Source organism: Brucella lupini, assembly GCF_002252535.1.
Lineage (GTDB): Bacteria > Pseudomonadota > Alphaproteobacteria > Rhizobiales > Rhizobiaceae > Brucella > Brucella anthropi.
In genome coordinates this window covers 62,614-86,911 of sequence record NZ_NNRN01000048.1, presented here as the reverse complement: position 1 = coordinate 86,911, position 24,298 = coordinate 62,614, and the positions used below count along the sequence as shown (strand labels likewise).

Here is a 24,298-nt window from a genome sequence, read left to right as displayed (position 1 = left end):
GAGCGATGCTTGCGCACCACGCGCCATGCTCGGCGCACCCAATAAAAAGGCCGCTTCGAGCGGCCTTTATTTGTCAGAGCTTTTCGATCCAGCGCACGAGCCGCCGTGCGGCTTCGTCCACCTGTTCCGGATCGCGGCAGAAACAGAGACGGAAAAAACCTTCGCCGCCGAGGCCAAAAGCGCTGCCAGGTGCCAGACCGACATTGGCATTGTCCACCATATCGATGGCCGCCTTGACGGAATCCCCGACACCATCCACGCCGAAGAAAAGATAAAATGCCCCTTGAGGCGGCGTCAGGCGAACTTTGCCGGTCGATAACAGCGCTGCGCACAGGCTATCGCGCGTCGAACGCGCCCGTTCAACCTGCATCGAAATAAAGGCATCGCCTTCATCGAGAGCCGTAACGGCACCACGTTGCATGAATTGGGCAACACCCGAATTCGAATATTGGATCAGATTTTCAATGATCGGCCCCAGTGACGGGTGCACCGTCATCCAGCCGACACGCCAGCCCGTCATCGCCCAGTTCTTGGAGAACGAGTTGACGAAGATGATGCGATCATCCGGCTCCATAATATCCATGAAGGATGGAGCGCGACCGCCACCATAATAGAAATGGGTATAAATCTCGTCGGCGATGATCCAGAGACCATGCTTGCGGGCAAGATCGAGAATGAATTGCAATGTCTCACGGTCCGCTGTCCAGCCGGTGGGATTGGATGGCGTATTGATGAAGAGTGCTTTCGTGCGCGGCGTGATGGCGGCTGCGATCTTTTCTGGATCGAGCATCCAGCCATTGGCACCGAATTCCAGCTCGACCGGAACCGGAACAGCGCCCGCCAGACCAGCTGCGCCAACAAAATTTGGCCAGGCCGGGGAAAGATAAATCGCCTCTTCGCCCGCCCCAACAGTTGCTGTCAGCGCCATTTCGATGGCGTGCATACCGGAGCCGGTGACATAAAAGTTCTCCGGTTTCAGGGGCAGCGGGAAATGACGCGCGTGATAGCGAGCCAGCGCCTCCCGCAGTTCCGGGATGCCAGCCTGCCAGGTATAGAAGGTCTCGCCTTCAGAGATACCTTTTTGGGCCGCGGCGCGGATGAAATCGGGCGTCGAAAGATCTCCCTCGCCTACCCAAAGCGGGATGAGCCCCTCGCGCCCGCGTCCGTGATTGGCGACCGCCACAATCCCGCTTTCGGGTGATTGAGCTGCTTCCCGACGAAGATTGGCTATGAGCGTCATGATTTCCCCGCGTTGAACTTCGATTTTGATTTCGTGCTTATCAAGGCCCGTTAGCGAAATCACGCGGCTTTTTGTGATGGTCCGATCAAGCGTATTTATGGATCAAAAGAAAACGGGGCCACAAGGCCCCGCATTCGTTCGCCAGTTCTGAATCAATCAGGCTTTCTGCTTTGCCAGAAGATCGCGAATTTCGGTCAGCAGGACCTCCTCGCGCGGTGCTTCCGGTTCCGGCTTTGCCTCTTCCTTCTTCTTCATGCGGTTCATTCCCTTCACCACAAGGAACAATACCCATGCGATGATCAGGAAGTTGATGAGAAGCGTGACGAAATTGCCGTAGGCAATAGTCGCACCGGCTTCACGGGCAGCTGCCAGTGTGGCCCTGGGTTCACCTGCCAGCTGTATGAACATATTCGAAAAATCGATACCGCCAGTGATCAGACCGATGATCGGCATGATGATATCGTTGACGATGGAATTGACGAGGCCGCCGAACGCCCCGCCAATAATGACACCGATGGCCAGATCGACCATATTGCCCTTCAGGGCGAATTCCTTGAATTCCTTTAGCATTACCTGTCTCCCTCACGAACGCGGACCGTTGGGGCCGTCCTGCCGCGGTGGCGTTCGCCAAATCAACCTGGGCACCAGATAAACTGGCAGTGGATGGCAGGGCCCATCTCAGAAGCGAAACTGAAAAGCGCCCTGCCATTTCAAATGCTATCCTGAAAAATGACGTGCACTTCTTCGGGATCACACTCCTAGTGTGTAGGCGAAAATTACCAAAGAAAAGATGAAACCGCTAAAACACACTGTTTTTCATCAATAATCTTGCACGAATGCACCGAAAGTGCTTGCGTCAAATCATGATCGAGGAGTGAGGGAACAGGCCGACTATGCAGGGCTGGGGTATTATTGGCGCCGCCTTTCTATATTTGCTGCTGCTTTTTGCAGTTGCCAGCATCGGCGACCGGCGCACGTCGCGCTGGAACAGTGCTCCGCGCCCCTACATCTATGCGCTCAGTCTGGCCGTTTACTGCACCTCTTGGACCTTCTTCGGCTCTGTCGGCTTATCGGCTCAGCGCGGTCTTGAGTTCCTTGGAATCTATATCGGCCCCATTCTCGTCTTTACGCTCGGCAACCGGCTGCTGCGGCATATCGTGCGACTGGCGAAATCCGAGCACATCACGTCAATTGCTGATTTTCTCGCTGCCCGCTACGGCAAGAGCTTCGGTGTAGCCTCTCTTGCGACCTGCATCGCAGCCGTCGGCTCGATCCCCTATATCGCGCTGCAGCTCAAAGCCGTTTCTGGCAGTGTCGGTCTTGTCATGGAGCATTACGGATCAGCCGTCGATCCGTCGGTATTCATATTCGGTGACATCTCCCTCCCCGTTGCCGCTGTGCTCGCTGTCTTTGCGATCCTCTTCGGCACCCGCCATACCGACGCCACGGAACATCAGAACGGCCTTATTTTGGCTGTGGCTCTGGAATCCGTCATCAAGCTTTGCGCCTTCCTGACCGTTGGCTTTGCCTGCACCTTCTTTCTGTTCGGCGCCCCATCGCAGCTGATCAATCAGATATCCCAATCACCAGAAGCGCTGGAAGCGTTCCACTATCAGACATCCATCGGCACATGGATCGTACAAAGCGCACTTAGTGCCGCCGCCATCATCATGCTGCCGCGACAATTCCATGTGACCGTGGTGGAAAGCCGGAGTGAAAAGGAACTGCGAACAGCCTCCTGGCTCTTCCCACTTTATCTGGTCCTCATCAATATCTTCGTCTTTCCCATCGCGCTGATTGGCGTGATGACGCTCGGAGGCAATGTCAGCGGAGATTTGTACGTTCTGGCTTTGCCGCTGGCGGCAGGCGCTCATTGGCTCGCACTGGTGGCTTTTCTCGGCGGATTGTCAGCGGCAACGGCGATGGTCATCGTCGCCTGCGTTGCGCTTTCGATCATGATCTCCAACCATCTGGTGTTGCCGCTCTTCATCCGGCGTCTCGCGAAGCAACATGCCGCCGAACAGCGCGACCTGACCAAAGTCATTCTGAACACACGCCGCCTCACCATTATCGGCATTCTGGCATTCGCATTCGCCTATTATCGGTTTACCTCCAACAACATCCATCTTGCCTCGATCGGCTTCGTTTCCTTTGCTGCAATTGCCCAGTTTGTTCCGGCTTTCATCGGCGGGTTGTTCTGGCGCAATGCGAATGGGCGCGGTGCCATGCTGGGACTGTCAGCAGGATTTCTGGTTTGGGCCTACACACTGCTACTGCCAACGATGGCGCCGGAAAATGCTGCTATTCTGCGCGACGGCTTCCTTGGCTTTACGGCGCTACGTCCCGAAGCGCTTTTCGGAACCAACGCTCTCCCGCTGACCAATGGCGTGATGTGGAGCCTTGCAGCCAATACGCTCTTCTACATCCTTGGTTCCCTTTCACGAACCTCGACACCGCTCGAACGCATTCAGGCAAGCATCTTCCTGCCGCGTTATTTCATCGGCACGCCGACGCTCAAGCGCTTCCGCACAACCGTCACTGTTGCCGAACTGAAAGCCACCATGGCGCGCTATCTCGGTGCGGAACGTGTCGAGCGCGCCTTTCTGCGCTTTGAAGGAAGGGAACAGAGGCGGCTTGATCCGGGCATGACTGTCGACACACCGCTCATCCGTCATGCGGAGCAGCTGCTCGGCACAGCCGTCGGCTCGGCATCGGCGCGCCTTGTACTGTCACTGCTTTTGCAGAAGAGCGATGCATCAGGACGTGACGCGCGACAGCTCCTTGACGATGCTTCGACCGCCTTGCAGCAAAACCGCAATCTGCTGCAAACAGCCCTCGATCAGATGGAACAGGGAATTACCGTTTTAGACAAGGATCTGAGGCTGACTTTCTGGAACCGGCAGTTCCGCAAGCTTTTCGATCTCCCAGATGAAGTGATGCAGGTCGGGATACCCGTTTCGGAAATCGTGGAACAGCTGCACAGCCGCGGCGATATATCGTTCAACGCGCAGAACGGGGTCATCCGCTCGCTCGCAGCTGTGCGCCAGCCATGGCGCATCGACATGAAATCGACGGGCAAGGTGCTGGAAATTCAATCCAACCCGATGCCGGATGGCGGAATTGTCGCGACATATACCGATATCACGGCAGCAGTCGAAGCCGACGTCACGCGCCAGAAGGCAGCGGAAATGCTGGAGCAGCGCGTGGCGGATCGCACGGCAGAACTGACCCGCGTCAACCAGCAGCTCGCCAAGGCCCAGACGGCAGCAGAAGAGGCCAATCAGGGAAAGACACGCTTTCTGGCAGCAGCCGGTCATGACATTCTGCAACCTCTCAACGCAGCGCGATTGTATAGTACGGCGCTTGCCGAAAAACTCGGACGCTCCGAAACGAGCGAATTCGCACGTAATATCGATTCCTCGCTGGAGGCCGTGGAAGCCATTCTGGGTATGGTGCTGGATATTTCCCGACTGGACACCGGGTCACTCAAGCCTGACCTCTCGGTGTTTCACCTCGACAAGCTGATGAGCCAGATTGCTACCGATTTTACGCCTCTTGCAGCCGCCAAAGGGCTGAAGTTGCGCGTTGTGCCGTCGAGCATCGTTGTCAAAACGGACCGCAATATGCTTCGCCGCCTGATCCAGAACCTTGTTTCCAACTCGATCAAATATAGCCGCAAGGGTGGTATTCTGCTCGGCGTTCGGCGTCGTGGTTCCTTTGTGGAGTTGCAGGTGTTCGATACCGGCATCGGCATTCCATCGCAAAAGCTGAAACTTGTCTTCCGGGAGTTCACGCGACTGGATGAGGGGATGCGGGAAGCGGAAGGGCTTGGCCTCGGCCTTTCCATTGTCGACCGCATCGCAAGGCTGCTGTCGCTGCCGCTGTCCCTGACTTCGACGCCCGATAAGGGAACCATGTTCACCCTGCGCATTCCTGTTTCACAGGAAAAAGTGCCCGCCGATGACGTGAAGAGCCGCCGCGGCCTGCAGAAAGCGCTGGAACTGACCGGGCTCGATGTTCTCTGCATCGATAATGACGCCAGCATCCTGTCCGGAATGGAAACGCTGCTTCGCGGGTGGGGATGCCATGTAACGACGTTGCGCAGTGGAGCAGCGTTGAAGAACTATTGTGCCGACCACTCCACACCGCCCGATGTGATCGTCGCAGATTATCATCTTCTACACGAAAACGGCCTCGATATGATCGGCTTTGCGCGCGAGACGTTTCAGGTGGAAATACCCGCCGTCCTGCTGACAGCCGATCGTTCCAAGGAAGTCCGCCAGCGCGCTGAAGACGAGAACGTCACGGTTTTGCACAAGCCACTTCGGCCCGCCGCATTGCGTTCCCTTCTATCGCATTTTTATCATGCGAGGCAGGATAATAGGTCAGCGCAGAACGCCGCTCAGTAGTTGACCGTCATTCAATCCGTGCTCAGGGCATCATTACCGATGCGTGACAGAAGAATGACCGCCTGCGTGCGGCTGTCGACCCCAAGTTTCTGCAGCACCGCCGAAACATGCGCCTTGACCGTGGCTTCCGACACGCCAAGCTCATAGGCAATCTGCTTGTTCAGAAGACCCTCGGCAAGCATGGTCAACACACGTGTCTGCTGCGGTGTCAATGTGCGCAGTCGCGCAATGAGAGCCTCAATTTCAGGGTCGTGCGGATGATCCAGCTCAATATCGGCAGGTGTCCAGATATCGCCAGCCAGAACGGCACGCACGGCCTCGCCAATGGTCTCCATGCTGGCGGATTTCGAGATGAAACCGGAAGCGCCGAGCTCGACAGCATGACGGATTGTGGCGGCATCGTCAGTCGCCGAGACGATGATAACCGGAAGCGCCGGTTGCAAGGCCTTCAACGTCACCAGACCGGAAAGCCCGGTTCCTCCCGGCATCGTCAAATCCAACAGTAGAAGATCGATATCTTCTCGTTCGCCGACCAGTTTCTTGACGGCGTCAAAATCGCCGACTTCGATGATTTCAACACTCTGCGACTGTCCCGAAAGGACCTGCCTGAGTGCGCCCCGGAAAAGCGGGTGATCGTCAGCAATGATGAAATGCATGTGCCTCGCGCGCCATTGTTTCAGGTCTCCTCCCCTCGCGGTGCAGGCCAATCAGCCAACCACTCCGTTTTATGCCGTTTTTTGGCTTGGGCAACCAAAATTCACGTTGCTAACCCGTTTTCACAATACGCATTGCCGCCATCTGGCCGCATTGTATGTTAGGCTGGTGTCGAAAATAACATAAGAGCGGCCCGACCAGCCTAATGGAAGGGAACCAAAAAGGCATTTCATGACGCGCAATACGCTTTATCCAGAAATCCAACCGTTCAAGGAAGAGATGCTTCAGGTTTCTCCGCTGCATCGAATCCATGTCGAGCAATGCGGCAACCCGGACGGCAAGCCGGTCATTATGATCCATGGCGGCCCCGGCGGCGGCATCACACCGACCATGCGCCGTCTGCACGACCCGGAGCGCTATCGCATCATCCTGTTCGACCAGCGCGGATGCGGCCGTTCGACCCCGCATGCGGAACTGCGTGAAAACACGACATGGGACCTTGTGGCGGATATGGAACATATTCGCGCGCATCTCGGCATCGAGAAGTGGCAGGTCTTCGGCGGCTCCTGGGGATCGACCCTTGGCCTTGCCTATGCGCAATCCCATCCGGATCGCGTGGCCGAGCTTGTTCTGCGCGGCATCTTCATGATCCGTCGTTTTGAAGTCGACTGGATGTATTCCAACGGCGCAAGCATTCTATTTCCGGACCATTTCGAGGCTTATCAGGAGCATATCCCGGAAGCCGAGCGCGGCGATATGATCGCCGCTTATTACAAGCGCCTGACCGACCGCGACCCCCAGGTGCAGCTTGAAGCAGCACGACGCTGGGCGCGCTGGGAAGGCTCGGTCCTCTCGCTTCTGCCTGATCCGGCCCGCGTCGACGCCTTTGGCGAAGATCAGTACGCGATCGCCTTTGCGCGTATCGAATGCCACTATTTCCAGAATCGCGGCTTCCTCGATTCCGATGACCAGCTTCTGCGCAATGTCGATCGCATCCGGCATATTCCTGGTGTGATCGTGCATGGCCGCTATGATGTCTGCACGCCGTTTATCAATGCCTGGCAGTTGAAGAAGATGTGGCCCGAAGCCGATCTCAGAACCGTCGAGGATGCAGGGCACGCCGTCACAGAGCCCGGCATCACCCATGAACTGATCGAAGCGACAAAGCGTTTCGCTCAATAGAGCGGAAAGCATTCACATTCGTTCGCGCTTCCGCTCTATCTGTTTGTTTTTACGCATTATCCTACGCAAAACCGCTTCGTACTTTTGCTGGAAATGCTCTAATGAAAAGGCGCCGCATGGCGCCTTTTTTCTTTATCGTCAGGTCCGACCGCCCGGCGCAGTTTCTTTGTTCGAGCTTTCCGGCTCGCTGTCGAAACTTTTCGCAATATCCATGAAGCGACGCATGAAGCGTTCCATATAGCTCATGGACTGCTCGAATTCCTGCTCGGTCGGCAGGCCAGAAGCGGCACTTCCGCCCTTCCCCTCAAGAGCGGACACCTTGTCTTCAAGCTTCTCTAGACGATCCTGCAAGTCGGCAATGTCGTTCTCATAAGCTTCGCGATCTTCGGTCGCCATCTTGCAGACGAGTTGTCCCTGCTGCTCCGTGCAGGTCGAGAGCGCCCCGGTTCGTGTATCCAGGCGGACATAACCGGTTTCCGTGCCTTCCAGCCGATAACGCCCGTTTTCCTGCGCAAATGCAACACTTGGAGCAAGCGCTGAACCGAGAAGAGCAACAGCAGCCAGATTACGAACCATCAGTGTCTTTCTGTTCAACATAATGCAATTCCCTTCAGCTTCTCTTTGAGATGTCCCCATCATATGGGACGTTTACGACGAAAATCGAACATGCGGGACTTTGATTTCCGAAGAATTTCGGTCTAGAGAGCAGCTATGACCAATGAGATCATCTATAAGATCGCTCCGCGCGACCTTTGGGCACAAGCAGAACAGGCTGGTAGTTTTACCGGGGCTCCGGTTGATATTGCCGACGGCTATATCCATTTCTCTACTGCAACACAGGTGCGGGAAACGGCAGCCAAGCATTTTGCGGGCCAACAGGATTTGCTTCTGATCAGTGTGAACGCTTCCGCGCTTGGAGCAGCATTGAAATTTGAAGTTTCACGCGGCGGAGCCCTGTTTCCTCATCTTTACGGCGAGCTGCCGCTTGCAGCTGTTTTGAAGGTTGAACCCTTGCCACTGGGCGATGATGGTCTTCACATTTTTCCGGAGCTGGAAGATTAATGAGCGGGCTTTTTGAAACTCTCGGGCGACGTGCCCTCTTTGCCTTTGATGCGGAACAGGCACACGGCCTTTCCATCGCTGGCCTGAAGACAGGTCTTGTCACCTGCGGCGCGCCAAACGATCCGGCTCTTTCCGTCAAGGTTGCCGGCCTGCAGTTTCCAAATCCGCTCGGCATGGCGGCGGGTTATGACAAGAACGCCGAAGTCCCGGATGCATTGCTGAAACTGGGCTTCGGCTTCACCGAAATCGGCACCATCACACCGCGCCCCCAAAGCGGCAATCCACGCCCGCGCATTTTCCGCCTCGTTGAAGATAGAGCGGTTATCAATCGTCTTGGCTTCAACAATGAAGGCCATGATGCGGCGTTTAAGCGCCTGTCGCAACGTGCAGGCAAGAGCGGTATCGTGGGCGTCAATATCGGCGCCAACAAGGATGCCGAAGACCGCATCGCCGATTATGTTGCCGGTATTCGCCGCTTCTATCAGCTGGCACGTTATTTCACGGTCAACATCTCTTCGCCCAACACTCCGGGTCTGCGCAATCTTCAGGCTCGCGACAGCCTGCGTGAATTGTTGAGCCGGGTACTGGAAGCCCGAAACGAAGAAGGCAAGATGTGCACGCTGAAGCGTCCGGTTTTCCTCAAGATCGCGCCCGATCTGGCCAATGAAGAACTGGACGATATAGCCGCCGAGGCAACCGAACAGAAGCTGGACGGCATCATCATATCCAATACGACACTTTCACGCGCCGGACTGAAAAGCGCAGAAAATCGTGATGAAACAGGTGGGCTTTCCGGTGCCCCACTTTTCGACCGTTCCACCATCGTCCTTGCCCGGATGCGCGAGCGCGTCGGTCCTGACATGCCGCTGATCGGTGTCGGCGGCGTGGATAGCGCCGAGACAGCGCTGACGAAGATCAAGGCAGGTGCCGACCTCGTCCAGCTTTATACGGGCTTGATCTATCGCGGCCCGAACCTGCCTGCTGAAATCGTGCGTGGCCTATCCGCCGCTGTAAAACGTGAGGGCGTTACCAACATCGCTGCACTGCGCGACCGGGACACCAAAGACTGGGCCCGGCGCGAACTGTCTGCATGATTAAGCGATGAATTCTGTACGATAGCGTCGCGGAAGAATCGCCAGAAGCGTAACGCCGCGGATAGACAGAAACAGATTGAGAGCCAGCCAAAGCCCGTGATTGCCCATCACGGGCTTTGCCGCATAAAGAACAACCATAAAGAGTGCGAGCGACAGAAACATCATGTTGCGCATGTCGCGCGACCATGTGGCGCCGATATAGACCCCGTCCATATGGAAGGCCAGCAGCCCCGTAATGCCTGTCAGCGCCGCCCATGGCAGATATTTCAGAGCCTCGGCATGAACGTCTTCCGCCTTGGACAGAAGCCCGATGATCGCATCGCCGAACACCAGCAGGAAAAAGGCGATGATGCTCGCCATGACCAGCCCCCACACGAAAGTAAGCTTGGCACCCCGCACAAAGGCCGGGCTGTAACGCGCTCCGATCGACCGGCCGACAATCTGTTCGGCAGCCGCCGCCATGCCGTCCAGAAAGAAACCGGCAACGAGAAAGAAGTTCAACAAGACGGCATTGGCCGCAAGCGTGACCGTCCCAAGGTCGGACCCCGCCCGCGTAAAAAACGCGAAGGCAGTCAGAAGCAGGAACGAACGGATCATGATGTCGCGATTGACCGCGAACATGCGCAAAATTCCTTGCTTCTGAAAGATGCGTGCCCGGTTCGGACGCAGGGACGCATCCTTGCGGAAATGCCTCAGCACGATGAACATGCCGACGAGAGCGGCAACCGTTTCACCAGTCACTGTCGCCCAGGCAACCCCCGTGACGCCCCAGCCCATTTCGAGACCGAGGATGATGCAGAGCACTATATTGATGCCATTGAGCAGCACTTGAAGACCGAGACCGACAAGGCCCTGTCCGCGGCCAAGAACCAGCCCGAGGATCGAATAATTGATCAGCGCAACCGGTGCCGACAACATGCGGATCGACACATAGGTTGCCATGGCTTCCTGCGTGGCGGAAGTTGGATGCATGAAAGTGGACGAGACAGCGATGATGATCGGCAGGCACAGGATCATCAGACTGCCGGCTACCACCGCGATAATGATTGCGCGCCAGAAGATCGCCTGTTCTTCCACTGCATCTTCCGCACCCACGGCCTGCGCCACAAGTCCAGTCGTGCCGGAGCGGAGGAAGTTGAACATCGATAGCAGGAAGTCAAATACCAGCGCGCCGATTGCCAGACCGCCGATCAGCTCGGCCTGTCCCATCTGGCCGACAACGCCCATGTCCACAAGTCCGAGAAGCGGCGTCGTGATTGCAGCAAGCGTCATGGGAATGGCGATCAGCATCACCATTCGGTGCGTTACGTCGAACGGCCTTGTTACGCCACCAACACGTTGCAGCGACTGATCCATTATGTTTGTCCCGAATGCATTCCCTCTGATGAAGATCATCTACTCTGGAATCAATCGAAACTACAGATAATTCGGCCACCGCATTGTCGCAGTTCCTGACAGCGAACTGTCAGGAGAAACAGCAATGTTAAAGACCCAACATCATGGCCCAATATATGTAAGTGGGTTTGTTTTCAGGCGTAGCCCAGGCAAGGCCATAATGCTCGAATGTCGGATCGAGCATGTTCTTGCGATGGCCCGGCGATTTCATCCATGCGTCGAAGACGGCTTGGGTATCACGCTGTCCCGAGGCCACGTTTTCGGCGGCTGGTCCGCGGATACCCGCCTGGCGCAGTCGCGCGACGAAGCCATTGCCCCAACCGACGCTGTGGCCGATCTTTCCGTAACTCGCCATACGCCTTGCTTGATAAAGCGCGGCTTGCTCGAGCTTGGAATCGGTCGCCATCAAAGGCAGACCATTTGCCTTGCGAATAGCGTTGAAAATCGGGGTGGGATCATTGTCTCCGGCAGCCAGCGCCATGTTCAATGGCACGACCGACACCGCCAGCGCCCCACCGGCGAGGACCAGAAAGCCGCGCCGGTTAAGTGTTAATCCTTGTTTTTGCTGCATTGCCTGTCTGAGCTATCCAATTACCGAATTGAGTTCATTTCCGGTAGCTGAGGATACGGAGCAAAATAAAGGCAGGAATGACGACAGCCGCCCCAAGGATCAGATAATCGACAAAACCTGAGATTGCCGAAAAGCCCATATTCCACAGGCGCAGGAAGAAATCGCGAATGCCATAGAAAATATCATAAGGCGTCCAGTGAAACGCGCTCATGACCACGCCGACGACCAGCGAGATCAGCACCAGCTTGATCAGGACACGGGCGGGGGTATCGCCAAGAAAACGGTTCACACCATCCGACATGCAAATCTCCTGAGTGGTTATTGGTCAAAGCGACAGATTCATCGCGCAAGAAATAGGCTGTCCGTGCAGCCTTCGCAAGTTCCACACTCGTTTATCGCTGTTTGCGGTAATCTCGCGGAGCTTTCTGTTTTTGCCGCGAAAATGAACGGTTCATGCTGCGCGTATCGGTGAAACCGCTTGCAACAGCCACTTCCAGCAGGGACAGACCTGTTTCGGATAAAAGTTCCTTGGCCTTTTTAACCCGAAGTTCTTCGCGAACCTCGAATGCCGTTCGCTCAAGGGCAAGTTTGAAACCACGCTCCATCTGGCGGACAGAAATTCCCAATCGTCGCGCGACATCGATCATCGGCACCGGGTCTTCCAGCGTTTCCTCAAAAATACGGATCGCCTTGCGGATCATCGGCGAGCGTACACCGTTGAAACTCAGAGCGGGTTGTTCGGAACGTACAAGCTCATAAGGGATCATGAGGATGGATGCGCTCTTGCGCGCCAATTCCTCGGAAATCTCGTTCTGTATGATTGAAAGCGCCAGCGACGCCGTACCAAGCCCGCCAGCACAGGTGAAATGTCTTCCGCTGCGGTGAAACAGGCTGGTCGTATCGGCTGTATAACCGTCGAAAAGCTCCAGAAAATCGTCACGATGGAACCAGCTGACGCAGCAATTGCGGTCCGGCAGAAGATCGGCCTCCGCCAGCAGAAAGGCGGCAGTACAAAGACCAACTACGGTCTTGCCGCGCCGGTCCGCACGCTTGATGATATCGATCAGTGCCTGCTGCCTTGGCCGATACTGTGCAAGCAACCCGCCGACAACGGCAACATAATCACAATCGTCTAGTTCTCCCATGGGGGCCGTCGGCTCGATCACCATGCCGGAGCTGGAAGTTACAGGGTCTCCTGATAGCGTGCAGATTTTCCATGCGCAGCGTATCTGACGGCTCTTGTCGCGATCATCGGCAGCTAGGCGAAAAGGATCGAGGAAAAGGCTGAGCGCACTCAGCGTAAAGCCCGGTAGCGCAACAATGCCGACCGATAGCCTGCGCTGCGGGGCACCCGTTGTCGCTTGAAGCTTCCCGTCCTGATCCCGTTCGATTCCAGTTGTCACTTAGGTCGGTCTCCTCCACCCAGAACTATATCTGCTCGGAGGAGGCTAATACAGTCAACGAAAATGCTTGGAAAGCTTCAACTGCTGCGCCTGATAGTTGGAGCCGAGGTCGACACCGTAAAGCGCAGATGGGCGGTGCAGCATGTGTTCGTAAACCAGACGCCCGACGATCTGCCCGTGCTCCAGAATGAATGGAACCTCATGGCTGCGAACTTCCAGAACGGCGCGGCTGCCGGTTCCACCCGCAGCGCTGTGCCCGAAACCCGGATCGAAGAAGCCTGCATAGTGAACTCGGAATTCGCCAACCAGCGGATCAAACGGCGTCATTTCCGCCGCATAAAGCGGGGGAACATGCACGGCCTCGCGTGAGACGAGAATATAGAATTCATCCGGGTCGAGCACGAGTTCGCGCGCGCCGCGATCATAGATCGGTTCCCAAAAGTCGAGAACGTCGTGCGCCGCACGCTTGTCCACATCGACCACAGCCGTATGGTGCTTGCCGCGATAGCCGATCAGCCGATCAGGACCACCCGAAAGATCAACCGAAAGGGCGATGCCGCCGCCGGAAATATTCGGCATCTCGGCTGCAACCAGTGTTTCGGCATTATGCAGAGCAGCGAGTTCAGCTTCATCAAGCTGGGCCCGCCCCTTGCGGAAGCGTATCTGCGACAGGCGCGAACCCGTGCGCACGACGATCGGAAATGTGCGTGGGCTGACTTCCAGATAAAGCGGGCCATTATATCCCGCAGGCACCTTGTCGAATTCCTGTGCCCCGTCAGCAATGACACGGGTAAAGATATCGAGGCGACCCGTTGAACTTTTTGGATTTGCCGATGCCGAAAGGTCTGGCGAAAGCGCCAAACCTTCAAGGAGCGGCACAATATAAACGCAACCCGTTTCCAGAACTGCTCCCGCAGTCAGGTCGATCTCGTGCAGTTTCAGTCGTTCCAGCTTTTCCAGGACCGGTGTGCCTGGCCCCGGCATGAAGGAGGCGCGGACACGATAGGCCTTTGCGCCAAGCCTCAGATCGAGGCTTGCAGGCTGTATCTGATCGGGATCAAGAGGGCGTGGAGACGCCAGCAAACCGCTTTCAAACAGCGCGGAAATATCCGCATCCGCCAGAATTCCAGCATCTTTCTGCATCATTACCCCGATACTCCGTAGCCTAAAGCACGTCGTGCTTTATCGTGTTCAAGCGACATGCTTTAATCTCTTGTTTTCACGCATGTCTTTATCCCGAAACCGGTTCCCACTTTCGGGAGACATGCTCTAAGCATTGCTTGACAAAGACCATTGACCGCTCGCGGCGTCAATGCCAACCCTTCCAGCAGCTAGAAACCGGGTTTTCCGCAGGAATCCAAGCATTATCACGGCATGCGGGATGCGCTTTTCCCGAAATGGGGCGGTTTCGGCATTGACGGCTCTACTCAACAGGCATAATGGAAATGTGTTCCGTGGTGATTTGGCCGGCCGGCTTGCAGCCACGTTAAAGAATTCGCTAAAAAAGGCCGCGGTTCGTTACCGGCCTTTTGCGTGTTCGCAAGGCCGGTTTTTTATTGGCCGCCGAGGCTCGACTATCCTGCCCCGGCCGACCAGCTTTCGACAGGTTGGAAAAATGACGACTGAGAATACCCGCAAGTTTCGCCCTGCAACTGAGCTCGTGCATGCCGGATCGTTGCGTTCCGGATTTGCCGAAATGTCAGAAGCAATGTTCCTGACACAGGGTTTCCTCTATCCGAATGCCGAAGCCGCCGAAGCGCGCTTCAAGGGCGAGGATCCGGGTTTCATCTATTCGCGTTATGCCAACCCGACCACCGACATGTTCGAAAAACGCATGTGCGCGCTGGAAGGCGCCGAAGAAGCCCGTGCAACCGCATCCGGCATGGCAGCGGTCGCAGCTGCGATCCTGTGTCAGGTGCAGGCGGGCGATCACGTGATTTCTGCCCGCGCCGTTTTCGGCTCTTGTCGCTACATCGTTGAGACCATCTTGCCGAAATATGGCGTCGAAATCTCGATTATCGACGGCTCCGATATCGAAAACTGGAAAGCAGCTGTTCGCCCGAACACCAAGGTCATGTTCCTTGAAAGCCCGTCTAATCCGACGCTCGAAATCATCGACATTGCTGCCGTTGCACAGGTCGCCAATGAAGCGGGCGCCAAACTGATCGTCGACAACGTTTTTGCCACACCACTTTTCCAGAAGCCTCTGGAGCTGGGCGCGCATATCGTCGTTTACTCTGCGACCAAGCATATCGACGGTCAGGGACGCTGCCTTGGTGGTGTAGTCCTCTCCGACCGCGAATGGATTGAGAACACCCTGCAGGATTATTTCCGTCACACCGGTCCGGGGCTCAGCCCATTCAACGCGTGGATCATGTTGAAAGGCCTTGAAACACTGGCCGTTCGCGTGCGCCAGCAGACGCTATCGGCGACTGCGGTTGCCGACTTCCTCGCAAACAAGCCGGGCGTGAAGCGCGTGATCTATCCGGGACGGGCAGACCATCCGCAGGCCGACATCATCGCCAAGCAGATGACCGGCGGCTCGACCCTCATTGCTTTGGAACTTGACGGTGGCAAGGAAGCAGCCTTCAAGTTCCAGAACGCGTTGCAGGTTTTCAGCATCTCCAACAATCTGGGTGACGCAAAAAGCCTGATTACTCACCCGGCAACCACGACGCACAAGAACCTCAGCGACGAGGCGAAAGCTGAACTCGCTATCTCGGACGGTCTCCTGCGTATCTCGGTTGGCCTCGAAGATACGGATGATCTCGTCGAGGATGTAGAAGAAGCGCTGAAGGCCGCACGCTAAGCAAACACATAGAGCTATATTGTGGCATTTAGGCTGCAAACAAAGGCTAAAACTGAGCATTTGCCGGAACATTTCGGCAAATGCCGTTCATTTGACATGCCGAATTGTTGACCTCCCCCGCAACTTTAGCGATAGGTGGGGCGAACAACGGTGCCCATGAAAAGAATCGGCAAACCGTTCAATGCAAAGCATCTTTGCGATCCGGTTTCATCTGATCCCAAGGGTGCCAAGGCCGATGTGAATGTAGGGCGGGTGCGCATGTACAGAGCGGTAACGCGGGGGATCGAAGTTTCGGTCGAACCTTTCTATTTGGAAGACCAGTCCGAGCCCGAAGAAAACCGTTATGTCTGGGGCTATCGTATAACGATTGCCAACAACTCCACGGAAACCGTACAGCTTCGTTCGCGTTACTGGCAGATTACCGATGCGAACGGGTATGTCGAGGAAGTGCGCGGGCCGGGCGTGGTCGGCGAACAACCAACACTCGAACCAGGCGACTCTTTTCAATATTCATCGGGCTGCCCGTTGACCACCACATCGGGCGTCATGGTCGGGCGCTATCAGATGCAGGGCAACGGCGGCAGTTTGTTTGAAGTGGATATACCCGCTTTCTCGCTGGATATTCCGGAACAAAGGCGAACTTTAAATTAGGTTGGTTATAAAAAAATGGCTCGCCACCAGTGGTAACAAGCCATTTTCTCAGCTGTAATAAAGCCTAGGGTCAGGACCTAGGACTTTGGCGCGAATTCCGCCGGATCGAACTCATAGCGTTTCGAGCAGAACTCACAGGTCACGGAAATCTTGCCGTTGTCCGCACTCTCTGCAATTTCCTCGGCTGTAAAACCTGACAGCACACCGGAAATTTTGCCCCGCGAGCACGAACACTCGTCCAGCACAGGCACAGAGTCGAACACGCGCACGCCGCGTTCATGGAACAGACGATAAAGCAGCCGCTCCGAGCCGACCTGCGGGTCTGTCAGTTCTGAACTTTCGATCGTTCCAACCAGCGAACGGGCTTCGTCCCATGCGTCGTCTTCGGGATGAAAGGCGACTTCGGCTTCATCCTCATCACCGCCTGGCAGGTCGGGGATGCGTGCGCGCAGTTCGGATTCCGGCAGGAACTGAATGATCAGCCCGCCAGCACGCCACTGTTCCACTGGCCTACCATCGGCACCGCGTTCGACAAGCTTGGCAACGCTCAGTTTCAGATCAGTCGGAATCTGTTCCGACTGACGGAAATAGGTCGTGGCGATTTCTTCCAGCGTCGAACCATCAAGCGCAACAATGCCCTGATAGCGCTGAGTATAAGCGCCCTGATCCACCGTGAAGGCGAGTGTGCCCCGTCCAAGCAGTTCCTCGGGCTTCGTCTTGTGGGCGGCAACCGCCTCCTTTAACCGTTCCTCGTCGAAACGTGCATAGGCGCGCACCGAACGCGGCGTGCGGAAGTCGACCACCAGCATGTCGACGGGACCGTCGGACTGCGTCTGGAAGATGAACTTGCCTTCAAATTTGAGCGACGTGCCAAGCAATACGGTCAGCACCGTCGCTTCCGCCAGCAGGCGGGCCACTTCTTCCGGATAGTTATGGCGTTTCAGAATGCCGTCGATACTCGCGCCAAGCTGAACCGCGCGACCACGCACGTCGAGTCCTTCCACCTGAAAGGGCACAACGGCGTCATCGCCTGCGAAGTCGAAATCGCCCAGATTGACCTGGATGTTCTCGACTTCGGTATGCTCATTGCTGGTCTTGTCAGCCAAATTATGCTCCCAGATCGCGGCTTTGCAGACACCAGGCCAGAATGGCTTTCTGGGCATGGAGCCTGTTTTCCGCTTCATCGAATACGACCGATTGTGGTCCATCGATCACTTCATCCGTCACTTCCTCGCCGCGATGTGCAGGCAGGCAGTGCATGAAAAGCGCCTTCGGATCAGCTTTTGCCATCAGTCGCGCATTGACCTGATAGGGCATGAAAACGTTGTGGCCGCGGGCATGATCTTCCTGCCCCATCGAAACCCACGTATCGGTCACGATGCAATCTGCGCCGTTCGCCGCTCTTTCCGGATCGATGGTAGACATGATGCTCGCGCCATTCGCTTTCGCCCAATCGACATATTGCGACTTGGGTTCACTGCCTTCCGGCGTTGCGATATTGACGTTGAAATCAAAACGCGCCGCAGCTTCAACCAGCGAGTGGAGGACGTTGTTACCGTCCCCCATCCAGGCAAAAGTCTTGCCTTTGATCGGGCCGCGATGTTCCTCATATGTAAGAACGTCAGCCATGATTTGACAAGGGTGCGTATCGTCCGTCAGTGCATTGATAACCGGAACAGTTGCATATTCGGCAAGTTCCAGCATGCGTTCATGCGATGTGGTGCGGATCATGATCGCATCAACATAGCGCGACAGAACTTTCGCCGTATCGGCGATGGTTTCACTGCGCCCGAGCTGCATTTCCGAACCGGTCAGCATGATCGTCTCGCCGCCAAGCTGGCGCATGCCGACATCGAACGACACACGCGTGCGCGTGGAAGGCTTTTCGAAGATCATCGCAAGCACCTTGCCTGCGAACGGTCGTTCGATTTCTCCCGCCTTCAGGCGCGCCTTGCGCGCCTTGGCGTCTTCCATGATAGCGCGAAGTTCCGATGCCGGAACAGCAGAGAGGTCGATAAAGTGTTTGATCCCGTTATCGCTAGCCATGATATCACGCCGTCTTGCTGATCGGATTTGCAGTTGCGAGCCGTTCGACCGCCGTTTCAATGCGCTTCAGCGCTTCACGCGCTTCTTCCGGCGTCGTAACCAGCGGCGGAAGTAGACGAACGACATTGTCGCCAGCGCCGACGCTCAGGAAATGCTCGTCACGAAGGGCCTGAATGAGACTGGTATTCGGCACAACGCACTTGATGCCGATCAGCAGGCCGCGGCCACGGATTTCGGAAACAACACTTGGGTAGCGGTCAACGATGGAAGCAAGCCCCTGTTTCATGACCAGAGCGGTTGCCTGAACATTTTCGAGGAAACCGTCAGCCAGAACAACATCGAGCACGGCATTGCCGACGGCCATGGCCAGCGGGTTGCCGCCATAGGTCGTGCCGTGAACACCAGCCGTCATGCCCTTGGCCGCTTCTGCGGTCGCGAGACAAGCACCCATCGGGAAACCGCCGCCGATGCCCTTGGCCACAGCCATGATGTCCGGCTTGATACCAGCCCACTCATGCGCAAACAGCTTGCCCGTGCGGCCAACGCCGGTCTGCACTTCGTCGAGGATCAGCAGAAGACCCTTTTCATCACAGATCTGGCGCAGCATGCGCATGAATTCTTCAGGGAAACCGCGCAAACCGCCTTCGCCCTGCACGGGTTCAAGCAAGATCCCTGCGGTCTCATCGGTAATAGCGGCACGCAATGCCGCTTCATCACCGAACGGAACCTGATCAAAACCGTCGACCTTCGGGCCAAAGCCTTCGAGATACTTGGCCTGACCGCCAGCGGCAATCGTGGCCAGTGTGCGGCCATGGAAAGCGCCTTCAAAGGTCACAATGCGGTAGCGTTCCGGGTGACCGCTTACATATTGATAACGGCGCGCGGTCTTGATCGCGCATTCAAGGGCTTCAGCGCCGGAGTTGGTGAAGAAGACCTTGTCGGCGAAAGTGCTCTCGACAAGACGCCGTCCTAGCGTCTCCTGCGCCGGAATTTCGTAGACATTCGACAGATGCCACAGCTTTTCCGCCTGGGTCTTCAGCGTTTCCACCAGATGTGGATGCGAATGGCCAAGCGAGTTCACAGCAATGCCGGCAGCAAAGTCGAGGTAACGTTCGCCGCTTTCGGTAATCAGCCAGATGCCCTCACCTCGCTCGAAGCGCAGCGCCGCACGATTATAGGTGTCGTAAAGCGGTTGCACGGTCGTAGCGTCGGTCATAGCGTCAGGCCTCCAAAGCCTTTTTTGCAGCTTGCACGGTCGCACCGGCAAAGCTGTGTTTCCCATAAACAGTCCTCAGGCACTCGAAACGGTTCCCACCTTTCGAAAAGCGCCCAATATTCCATCCCAGCTGCCGCGAAAATATAATGAGACATGAGGGAATGGCCCAGATAGCTCATGCTCCTCGCCTGAGCTTCCGGCAGAAATAAAAAACCGCCCTCAGGGCGGCATATTTATCTCGCGCGTATATTGGCGTTCACAAAAAAAATGTCAATCAAAGCAAGCAAGGTTTGCAGGCCATCTTTCGGCATGAGTTCATGCATTTTCTCGTTCTTGTAACATTCGCCGGTCGAAGGTGACTTTACGCGAGCATCCACACTCTATAGAGAAAGGCCTCTCCTCGGCTGAGGCTGCCAGACGGCATATCCGCTTCGCAAGTTCGCGATGTTCCATCCTGAAACAATCCGGGTTTTCAGTTCAGGACCAATTGCGTGCAAAATTTCGGCGCTGGATCAAAGAAAAACCGTCTTTGGCACCCAAGTTGGGGAAAACCATAAAAATGGAATCTGCCTGACAGGGCTATCCCTTGTCATGGAGTCGTTGGATATTGTAGTTTCTTTTTAGAGATTAAAGCTACATTTCGTGCGGCGGACCTAGTCACCCGGATAGATATGGTGTTTGCGCTTGGAGCAATCCGAGAACACTGGCGGATTCCGGATAACGAAAATGATTGGAGCCCAGGGCGATGAACTGGACAGACGAACGCGTCGAACTACTGAAGAAACTGTGGAGCGAAGGCTTGAGCGCAAGCCAGATCGCAGCACAGCTTGGCGGCGTGAGCCGTAATGCAGTGATCGGCAAAGTGCACCGTTTGAAGCTTTCGGGCCGTGGCAAAACCACGACCGCTGCTCCACGCAGCAAGAAGGTCAACACGGTTGCCGCAGCGCCACGTCCTGCAGCACAACATTCAACCGGCGTGCATACGACGACGATGCGCACGGCTACGGTCACCAAGACGGTTGGTGCTACTGCACTTCAGATGGACTACGCCGTAGACGTCGTTGCGGAAAGAGTGGTCAAGCCGGCTTCAGATGTAGTGGTGCCTATTTCGCGCCGTCTCTCACTGCTGCAGCTGAGCGAACGTACCTGCAAGTGGCCGATTGGCGACCCGCTGAACGAAGACTTTCATTTCTGCGGCCATGAATCCGGTGAATCGAGCCCATATTGCAGCTATCATTCGCGTCTGGCTTTCCAGCCGACTGCGGAACGCCGTCGGGCTCGTTAAGACGAATACGAGAATGAGATTATCGGGCCCCGAAGCGAAAGCTTCCGGGGCCTTTATTTTGGTCCACACACGCCTTGTCCCGAAAGCCACCCCACAATTTTCGGGGCGCGTTCTATTTCAAAGTGGACTTGTAAACTTCCAGCGTGCGGTCAGCGATCCCGCTCCAGCTGTAATCCCGCGCGATCCAGTCGATCATTTCTTGCGACTGCTTGCTGGTCAACGGGCTATCGATCTTCTGCCGCAGCGCATCCTTCAATGCATCGACATTGCCAAGCGGAAAGTAACTCTCCTCTGAAAGCCCCACTTCGACATTGGCAGTAATATCGCTTGCGAGTACGTTCAAGCCATACCCCATCGCCTCCAGCAGAGCGATCGGCATGCCCTCGTGGCTGGATGGCAGAACGAACAATGCCGCCTGACTGAACAAGGCTGACAGCTCTTCTCCCTGAAGTGCGCCCGTCAGCACGACACCTGGCACAGCATCAGCCCTTGCGCGGACGGCTCCGGCATATTCAGCGGTATATTCCGCCGAACCGATCAGAGCCAGTTTCAAAGAAGAATCGGAAAGTTTTGCAAAAGCCTCGATGAGATCGAGTTGACGTTTCTCTGGAACAATCCGTGCCACAAGAGCGATATACCGCTCCGGTAACAGGCCGTGCTTCTCCAACCACGTCTTGTCTCGGCAGGCAGGACGCAGCGTGACGCCGTTCGGGATAAATGTGATCGGCACATGGAAATGCTGTTGCATGGTTTGCGCGATGTCGTTGGACACAGCGATACGTGCATTTGCAAAACGCATCCCGCACCATTCGCCAAGCTTCAGCATCGTGCGCGCAAGACGCCCCCACTTCTGACGATTATAGTCAAATCCGTGGTGCGTCACGACCGTGCGCAACCCCAGCAGACGCGCCAGCGGAACAGCCAGAGCCGGACCGATTGCGTGAATGTGCAGAACATCCGGACGTTTGAACCCTGCCCGCAGCACGCCCAGAACCGTATGGACAATCGCCTCGAATTTCATGGAAGTCGGTGCCCAGATCGGCGTTACCCGCACACCCTCCCATACATAAGGCTGTTTCTTTTCAAGGTATGGGCGACGTCCGATGACCTCGACATCCCAGTCCTTTGTCACATAGAGCCGGGCGAGCTCCTCGACATGTTTTTCCACTCCGCCTTGTACGTTTGGAACACCGCGTAGACCCAGCATCATGACGCGAGGTCGTTTGTCGTTTCGGACCATCAAAGCGCCCCTAACTCGGCATAAAGTTCCAGCGTGCGGTTTCTGTATGCCTGTGGCGAGAATTCATTACCGGCCCAGACCCGGCCTACATTCCCCATCTTGCGCCGCGCCTGCGGAGATAATCCCGCAAACTCGCCAAGAACCCGGGCGAGATCATCTATATCGCCTGCACGGGAAACCATTCCGGTCTCACCTTCGATGATCATTTCGGGAATTCCACCAATGTCTGCGCCAATCACCGGCACCCCAAGCGCATAGGCTTCCAGAATACTGATCGGGGCATTTTCATACCATTCAGACGGAAGAACGAGCGCCTTTGCTTCTCCGATCAGCCTATGCAGTCGTTCACCCGAGACATAGCCTGCGAATGTGACATCGCCGCCCGCCTCAGTGGCAATCGCTTTCAGTGATTGTTCTTCAGGCCCGGTGCCTGCAATAACAAGTTTCTGCCTCGCAATCGCCGCTGCACGAATGAGGGTACCGATCCCCTTTTCCGGCGCCAGTCTTCCGACATAGGCGAAGTAATCGCTCTCATCTGCGTAAGGTTTCAGATCGTCCGTATGGGCGAAGTTGGGAATATAGACCAGCTTTTCTTCAGGCCAGCCCCATTCGGCAAGCTTGGCAATATAGAAGCGGCTCGGCACAACGATGCGGTCAAGCGTATTGCGGTAAAGACCAAGCATGCGATGAATGGCTGTTTCAACGAAAACCAGCCCGCTCAGCGCCGTGGAATCCTTGATGCATTTATGAAGCGCCACATTATAAATGCGCCCGCCCTTGCAGCGCTCGCAAATCTGGTTGTGTGACAGCATTTTATAGGCCGGACAGGCCAGCTTCAGGTCGTGGGCTGTCATGACCGTCGGGATACCCGCGTCCTTCAGAACCGGGAAAATCGACGGTGACAAATGATGATAGATATTATGTGCATGCGCGACATTCGGACGAAAACGTTCGATCAGCGCCTTGATCCGGTCGCGCGCTTCCCATGAATAGATGATCTTGCCCGCTTGCACGAACTTTGTGAGCGGGCTGCTTTCCCGGCCATACTCAATTTCCGAGACGAAATAGGAAGACCAGTCGGATGGGAAATTATCCGGATGCTGCATGGCAAAAGGTGCCGTTTGCCAGCCGATTTCAGAAAATAGTTTGATGTGGTCGAGAAAAACAGTTTCGGCGCCACCGCGCCGATAAAAGTAATTGTTGATCGCCAACAGGCGATGTTCTTTATCATTTAAATGCGTCAAGCAGCACCTCGTTGAGCACCAAGGCGCGCCAATGCTTCGCGGACAGAAAGAACAGCCGCCCCGCTTTTCACCGCATGAGATACGAGGCGCTCAAAGGTTTCAGGCTTGCACCCGAACTCGGTCGGCGTATCGCTGACATCATGCGTATAGAAGACAAGCCAGCCGGGATTTGCATTCAGATCGTCGATCCAGCGAGTCTGGCGCGCAGCGTCATCGTCAGGCTGCCTGATCTCCACCGCCTGCAGAAAGGCAAGGTCGATCATGCCGCGATTGATGCGGTTGCCACCTCCGCGGCACGTAGAGAAACGATCAGCAAAGAGCCGCCGCGACATCATGGAAGATGCGCAGTAGGGATAAGCGAAATTGCGCGCCTCGACACGATCAGGCTCGAACACATCGAGATAGGCGGTGTTGCGATCTAAATCGGCCACTATGTTCTGCGCCCCGACATAAGGAACCTTGAGATGATCATAGGTATGGCAACCCAATTCATGCCCGCGCTCGACCAGTTTCCGGCAGCCTTCCTGTGTGATCAGGTTCCTTTTGGCTTCTTTCGTACCAACCAGGTTGCCTGCAATATAGAAAGTGCCATGAACCCCATGCTTGTCGAGAATGGCAGCCCCGGCGCTTTCAGCCGTATCAGGCACATCGTCAAATGTGAAAGTGATGATCCGTTCATTCTTCGGCAGGCAGAATGGGCGCAATGGAAACCGACGGCTGATGCTGTCGTTCAGCCGTATAGCATACCATTCCAGACGGCTGCGCGCCTTGTCGAGACTATCCATTTCCATCATTGC

22 protein-coding genes and 1 riboswitch are annotated in these 24,298 nt (G+C 55.9%); of the genes, 7 read left to right on the top strand and 15 right to left on the bottom strand.

The window, feature by feature from the left end:
* Positions 1–73: 73 nt before the first annotated feature.
* Positions 74–1,240: a pyridoxal phosphate-dependent aminotransferase gene (locus tag CES86_RS14890; protein ID WP_010658232.1), complete on the bottom strand. Its 1,167-nt coding sequence runs from the start codon at positions 1,238–1,240 to the stop codon at positions 74–76.
* A gap of 156 nt (positions 1,241–1,396) precedes the next feature.
* Complete coding sequence (gene mscL, locus CES86_RS14885) at positions 1,397–1,810, bottom strand: large conductance mechanosensitive channel protein MscL (protein WP_010658231.1); 414 nt, start codon at positions 1,808–1,810, stop codon at positions 1,397–1,399.
* Between the two features lie 323 nt (positions 1,811–2,133).
* Here mscL and CES86_RS14880 point away from each other — a divergent pair, with 323 nt between their 5' ends.
* The gene (locus CES86_RS14880) at positions 2,134–5,649 is read left to right on the top strand and encodes a PAS domain-containing hybrid sensor histidine kinase/response regulator (protein WP_010658230.1); all 3,516 of its coding nucleotides are present in this window, start codon (positions 2,134–2,136) and stop codon (positions 5,647–5,649) included.
* 11 nt (positions 5,650–5,660) lie between these two features.
* On the opposite strand, the gene CES86_RS14875 is transcribed toward CES86_RS14880, so the two are convergent.
* On the bottom strand, positions 5,661–6,305 hold the full coding sequence (locus CES86_RS14875) for a response regulator transcription factor (protein WP_010658229.1): 645 nt from the start codon (positions 6,303–6,305) through the stop codon (positions 5,661–5,663).
* A 229-nt stretch (positions 6,306–6,534) separates the two neighbouring features.
* Here CES86_RS14875 and pip point away from each other — a divergent pair, with 229 nt between their 5' ends.
* Complete coding sequence (pip, locus tag CES86_RS14870; RefSeq protein ID WP_094514785.1) at positions 6,535–7,485, top strand: prolyl aminopeptidase; 951 nt, start codon at positions 6,535–6,537, stop codon at positions 7,483–7,485.
* A gap of 138 nt (positions 7,486–7,623) precedes the next feature.
* On the opposite strand, the gene CES86_RS14865 is transcribed toward pip, so the two are convergent.
* Complete coding sequence (locus CES86_RS14865) at positions 7,624–8,082, bottom strand: hypothetical protein (RefSeq protein ID WP_181834075.1); 459 nt, start codon at positions 8,080–8,082, stop codon at positions 7,624–7,626.
* 114 nt (positions 8,083–8,196) lie between these two features.
* Between CES86_RS14865 and CES86_RS14860 the strand changes: the two genes are divergently transcribed.
* Both CES86_RS14860 and CES86_RS14855 read left to right on the top strand, forming a co-directional pair.
* The gene (locus tag CES86_RS14860) at positions 8,197–8,547 is read left to right on the top strand and encodes a DUF952 domain-containing protein (protein WP_010658226.1); all 351 of its coding nucleotides are present in this window, start codon (positions 8,197–8,199) and stop codon (positions 8,545–8,547) included.
* Positions 8,547–9,641 carry a quinone-dependent dihydroorotate dehydrogenase gene (locus tag CES86_RS14855; protein WP_012090704.1) on the top strand — a complete coding sequence of 365 codons (1,095 nt, stop codon included), beginning with the start codon at positions 8,547–8,549 and terminating at the stop codon, positions 9,639–9,641. The genes CES86_RS14860 and CES86_RS14855 overlap by 1 nt, the downstream gene beginning before the upstream one ends.
* Here the strand turns inward: CES86_RS14855 and CES86_RS14850 are convergent, their stop codons facing one another.
* The 5 genes from CES86_RS14850 to CES86_RS14830 all read right to left on the bottom strand — a co-directional run bounded on the left by CES86_RS14850 (position 9,642) and on the right by CES86_RS14830 (position 14,156).
* On the bottom strand, positions 9,642–10,997 hold the full coding sequence (locus CES86_RS14850) for an MATE family efflux transporter (protein WP_010658224.1): 1,356 nt from the start codon (positions 10,995–10,997) through the stop codon (positions 9,642–9,644).
* Between the two features lie 127 nt (positions 10,998–11,124).
* Positions 11,125–11,607 (bottom strand): CAP domain-containing protein, encoded by a 483-nt coding sequence (locus tag CES86_RS14845; RefSeq protein ID WP_010658223.1) that lies wholly within the window; start codon positions 11,605–11,607, stop codon positions 11,125–11,127.
* 34 nt (positions 11,608–11,641) lie between these two features.
* Positions 11,642–11,908, bottom strand: a complete 267-nt coding sequence (locus tag CES86_RS14840) for a DUF6460 domain-containing protein (RefSeq protein ID WP_010658222.1) — start codon at positions 11,906–11,908, stop codon at positions 11,642–11,644.
* Between the two features lie 91 nt (positions 11,909–11,999).
* Positions 12,000–13,010, bottom strand: a complete 1,011-nt coding sequence (locus tag CES86_RS14835) for a GlxA family transcriptional regulator (RefSeq protein WP_094514783.1) — start codon at positions 13,008–13,010, stop codon at positions 12,000–12,002.
* A 54-nt stretch (positions 13,011–13,064) separates the two neighbouring features.
* Entirely contained in the window at positions 13,065–14,156 is a 1,092-nt protein-coding gene (locus CES86_RS14830) for a 2'-deoxycytidine 5'-triphosphate deaminase (protein WP_094514782.1), read from the bottom strand.
* A 298-nt stretch (positions 14,157–14,454) separates the two neighbouring features.
* Positions 14,455–14,534, top strand: a riboswitch (SAM riboswitch).
* Between the two features lie 91 nt (positions 14,535–14,625).
* Between CES86_RS14830 and CES86_RS14825 the strand changes: the two genes are divergently transcribed.
* Positions 14,626–15,819, top strand: a complete 1,194-nt coding sequence (locus tag CES86_RS14825) for an O-succinylhomoserine sulfhydrylase (RefSeq protein ID WP_010658219.1) — start codon at positions 14,626–14,628, stop codon at positions 15,817–15,819.
* A gap of 258 nt (positions 15,820–16,077) precedes the next feature.
* The gene (gene apaG, locus CES86_RS14820) at positions 16,078–16,470 is read left to right on the top strand and encodes a Co2+/Mg2+ efflux protein ApaG (protein WP_010658218.1); all 393 of its coding nucleotides are present in this window, start codon (positions 16,078–16,080) and stop codon (positions 16,468–16,470) included.
* A gap of 77 nt (positions 16,471–16,547) precedes the next feature.
* On the opposite strand, the gene CES86_RS14815 is transcribed toward apaG, so the two are convergent.
* From CES86_RS14815 to CES86_RS14805, 3 genes are read right to left on the bottom strand one after another with little or no spacing between them, the layout of a single operon-like run.
* Entirely contained in the window at positions 16,548–17,576 is a 1,029-nt protein-coding gene (locus CES86_RS14815) for an Hsp33 family molecular chaperone (RefSeq protein ID WP_094514781.1), read from the bottom strand.
* Position 17,577: 1 nt separating this feature from the next.
* Positions 17,578–18,516 carry an ornithine carbamoyltransferase gene (gene argF, locus CES86_RS14810; protein ID WP_010658216.1) on the bottom strand — a complete coding sequence of 313 codons (939 nt, stop codon included), beginning with the start codon at positions 18,514–18,516 and terminating at the stop codon, positions 17,578–17,580.
* Between the two features lie 4 nt (positions 18,517–18,520).
* On the bottom strand, positions 18,521–19,732 hold the full coding sequence (locus CES86_RS14805; protein WP_094514780.1) for an aspartate aminotransferase family protein: 1,212 nt from the start codon (positions 19,730–19,732) through the stop codon (positions 18,521–18,523).
* A gap of 745 nt (positions 19,733–20,477) precedes the next feature.
* Here CES86_RS14805 and CES86_RS14800 point away from each other — a divergent pair.
* Complete coding sequence (locus tag CES86_RS14800; RefSeq protein WP_010658214.1) at positions 20,478–21,017, top strand: GcrA family cell cycle regulator; 540 nt, start codon at positions 20,478–20,480, stop codon at positions 21,015–21,017.
* A 112-nt stretch (positions 21,018–21,129) separates the two neighbouring features.
* Here the strand turns inward: CES86_RS14800 and CES86_RS14795 are convergent, their stop codons facing one another.
* The 3 genes from CES86_RS14795 to CES86_RS14785 are packed head-to-tail and all read right to left on the bottom strand — an operon-like array spanning position 21,130 to position 24,295.
* Positions 21,130–22,257 (bottom strand): glycosyltransferase family 4 protein, encoded by a 1,128-nt coding sequence (locus tag CES86_RS14795; RefSeq protein WP_012090702.1) that lies wholly within the window; start codon positions 22,255–22,257, stop codon positions 21,130–21,132.
* Positions 22,257–23,501, bottom strand: a complete 1,245-nt coding sequence (locus CES86_RS14790) for a glycosyltransferase family 4 protein (RefSeq protein ID WP_012090701.1) — start codon at positions 23,499–23,501, stop codon at positions 22,257–22,259. Before CES86_RS14790 ends, CES86_RS14795 begins: the two co-directional genes overlap by 1 nt.
* Entirely contained in the window at positions 23,498–24,295 is a 798-nt protein-coding gene (locus CES86_RS14785; RefSeq protein ID WP_010658211.1) for a polysaccharide deacetylase family protein, read from the bottom strand. The genes CES86_RS14790 and CES86_RS14785 overlap by 4 nt, the downstream gene beginning before the upstream one ends.
* Between the last annotated feature and the right edge of the window lie 3 nt (positions 24,296–24,298).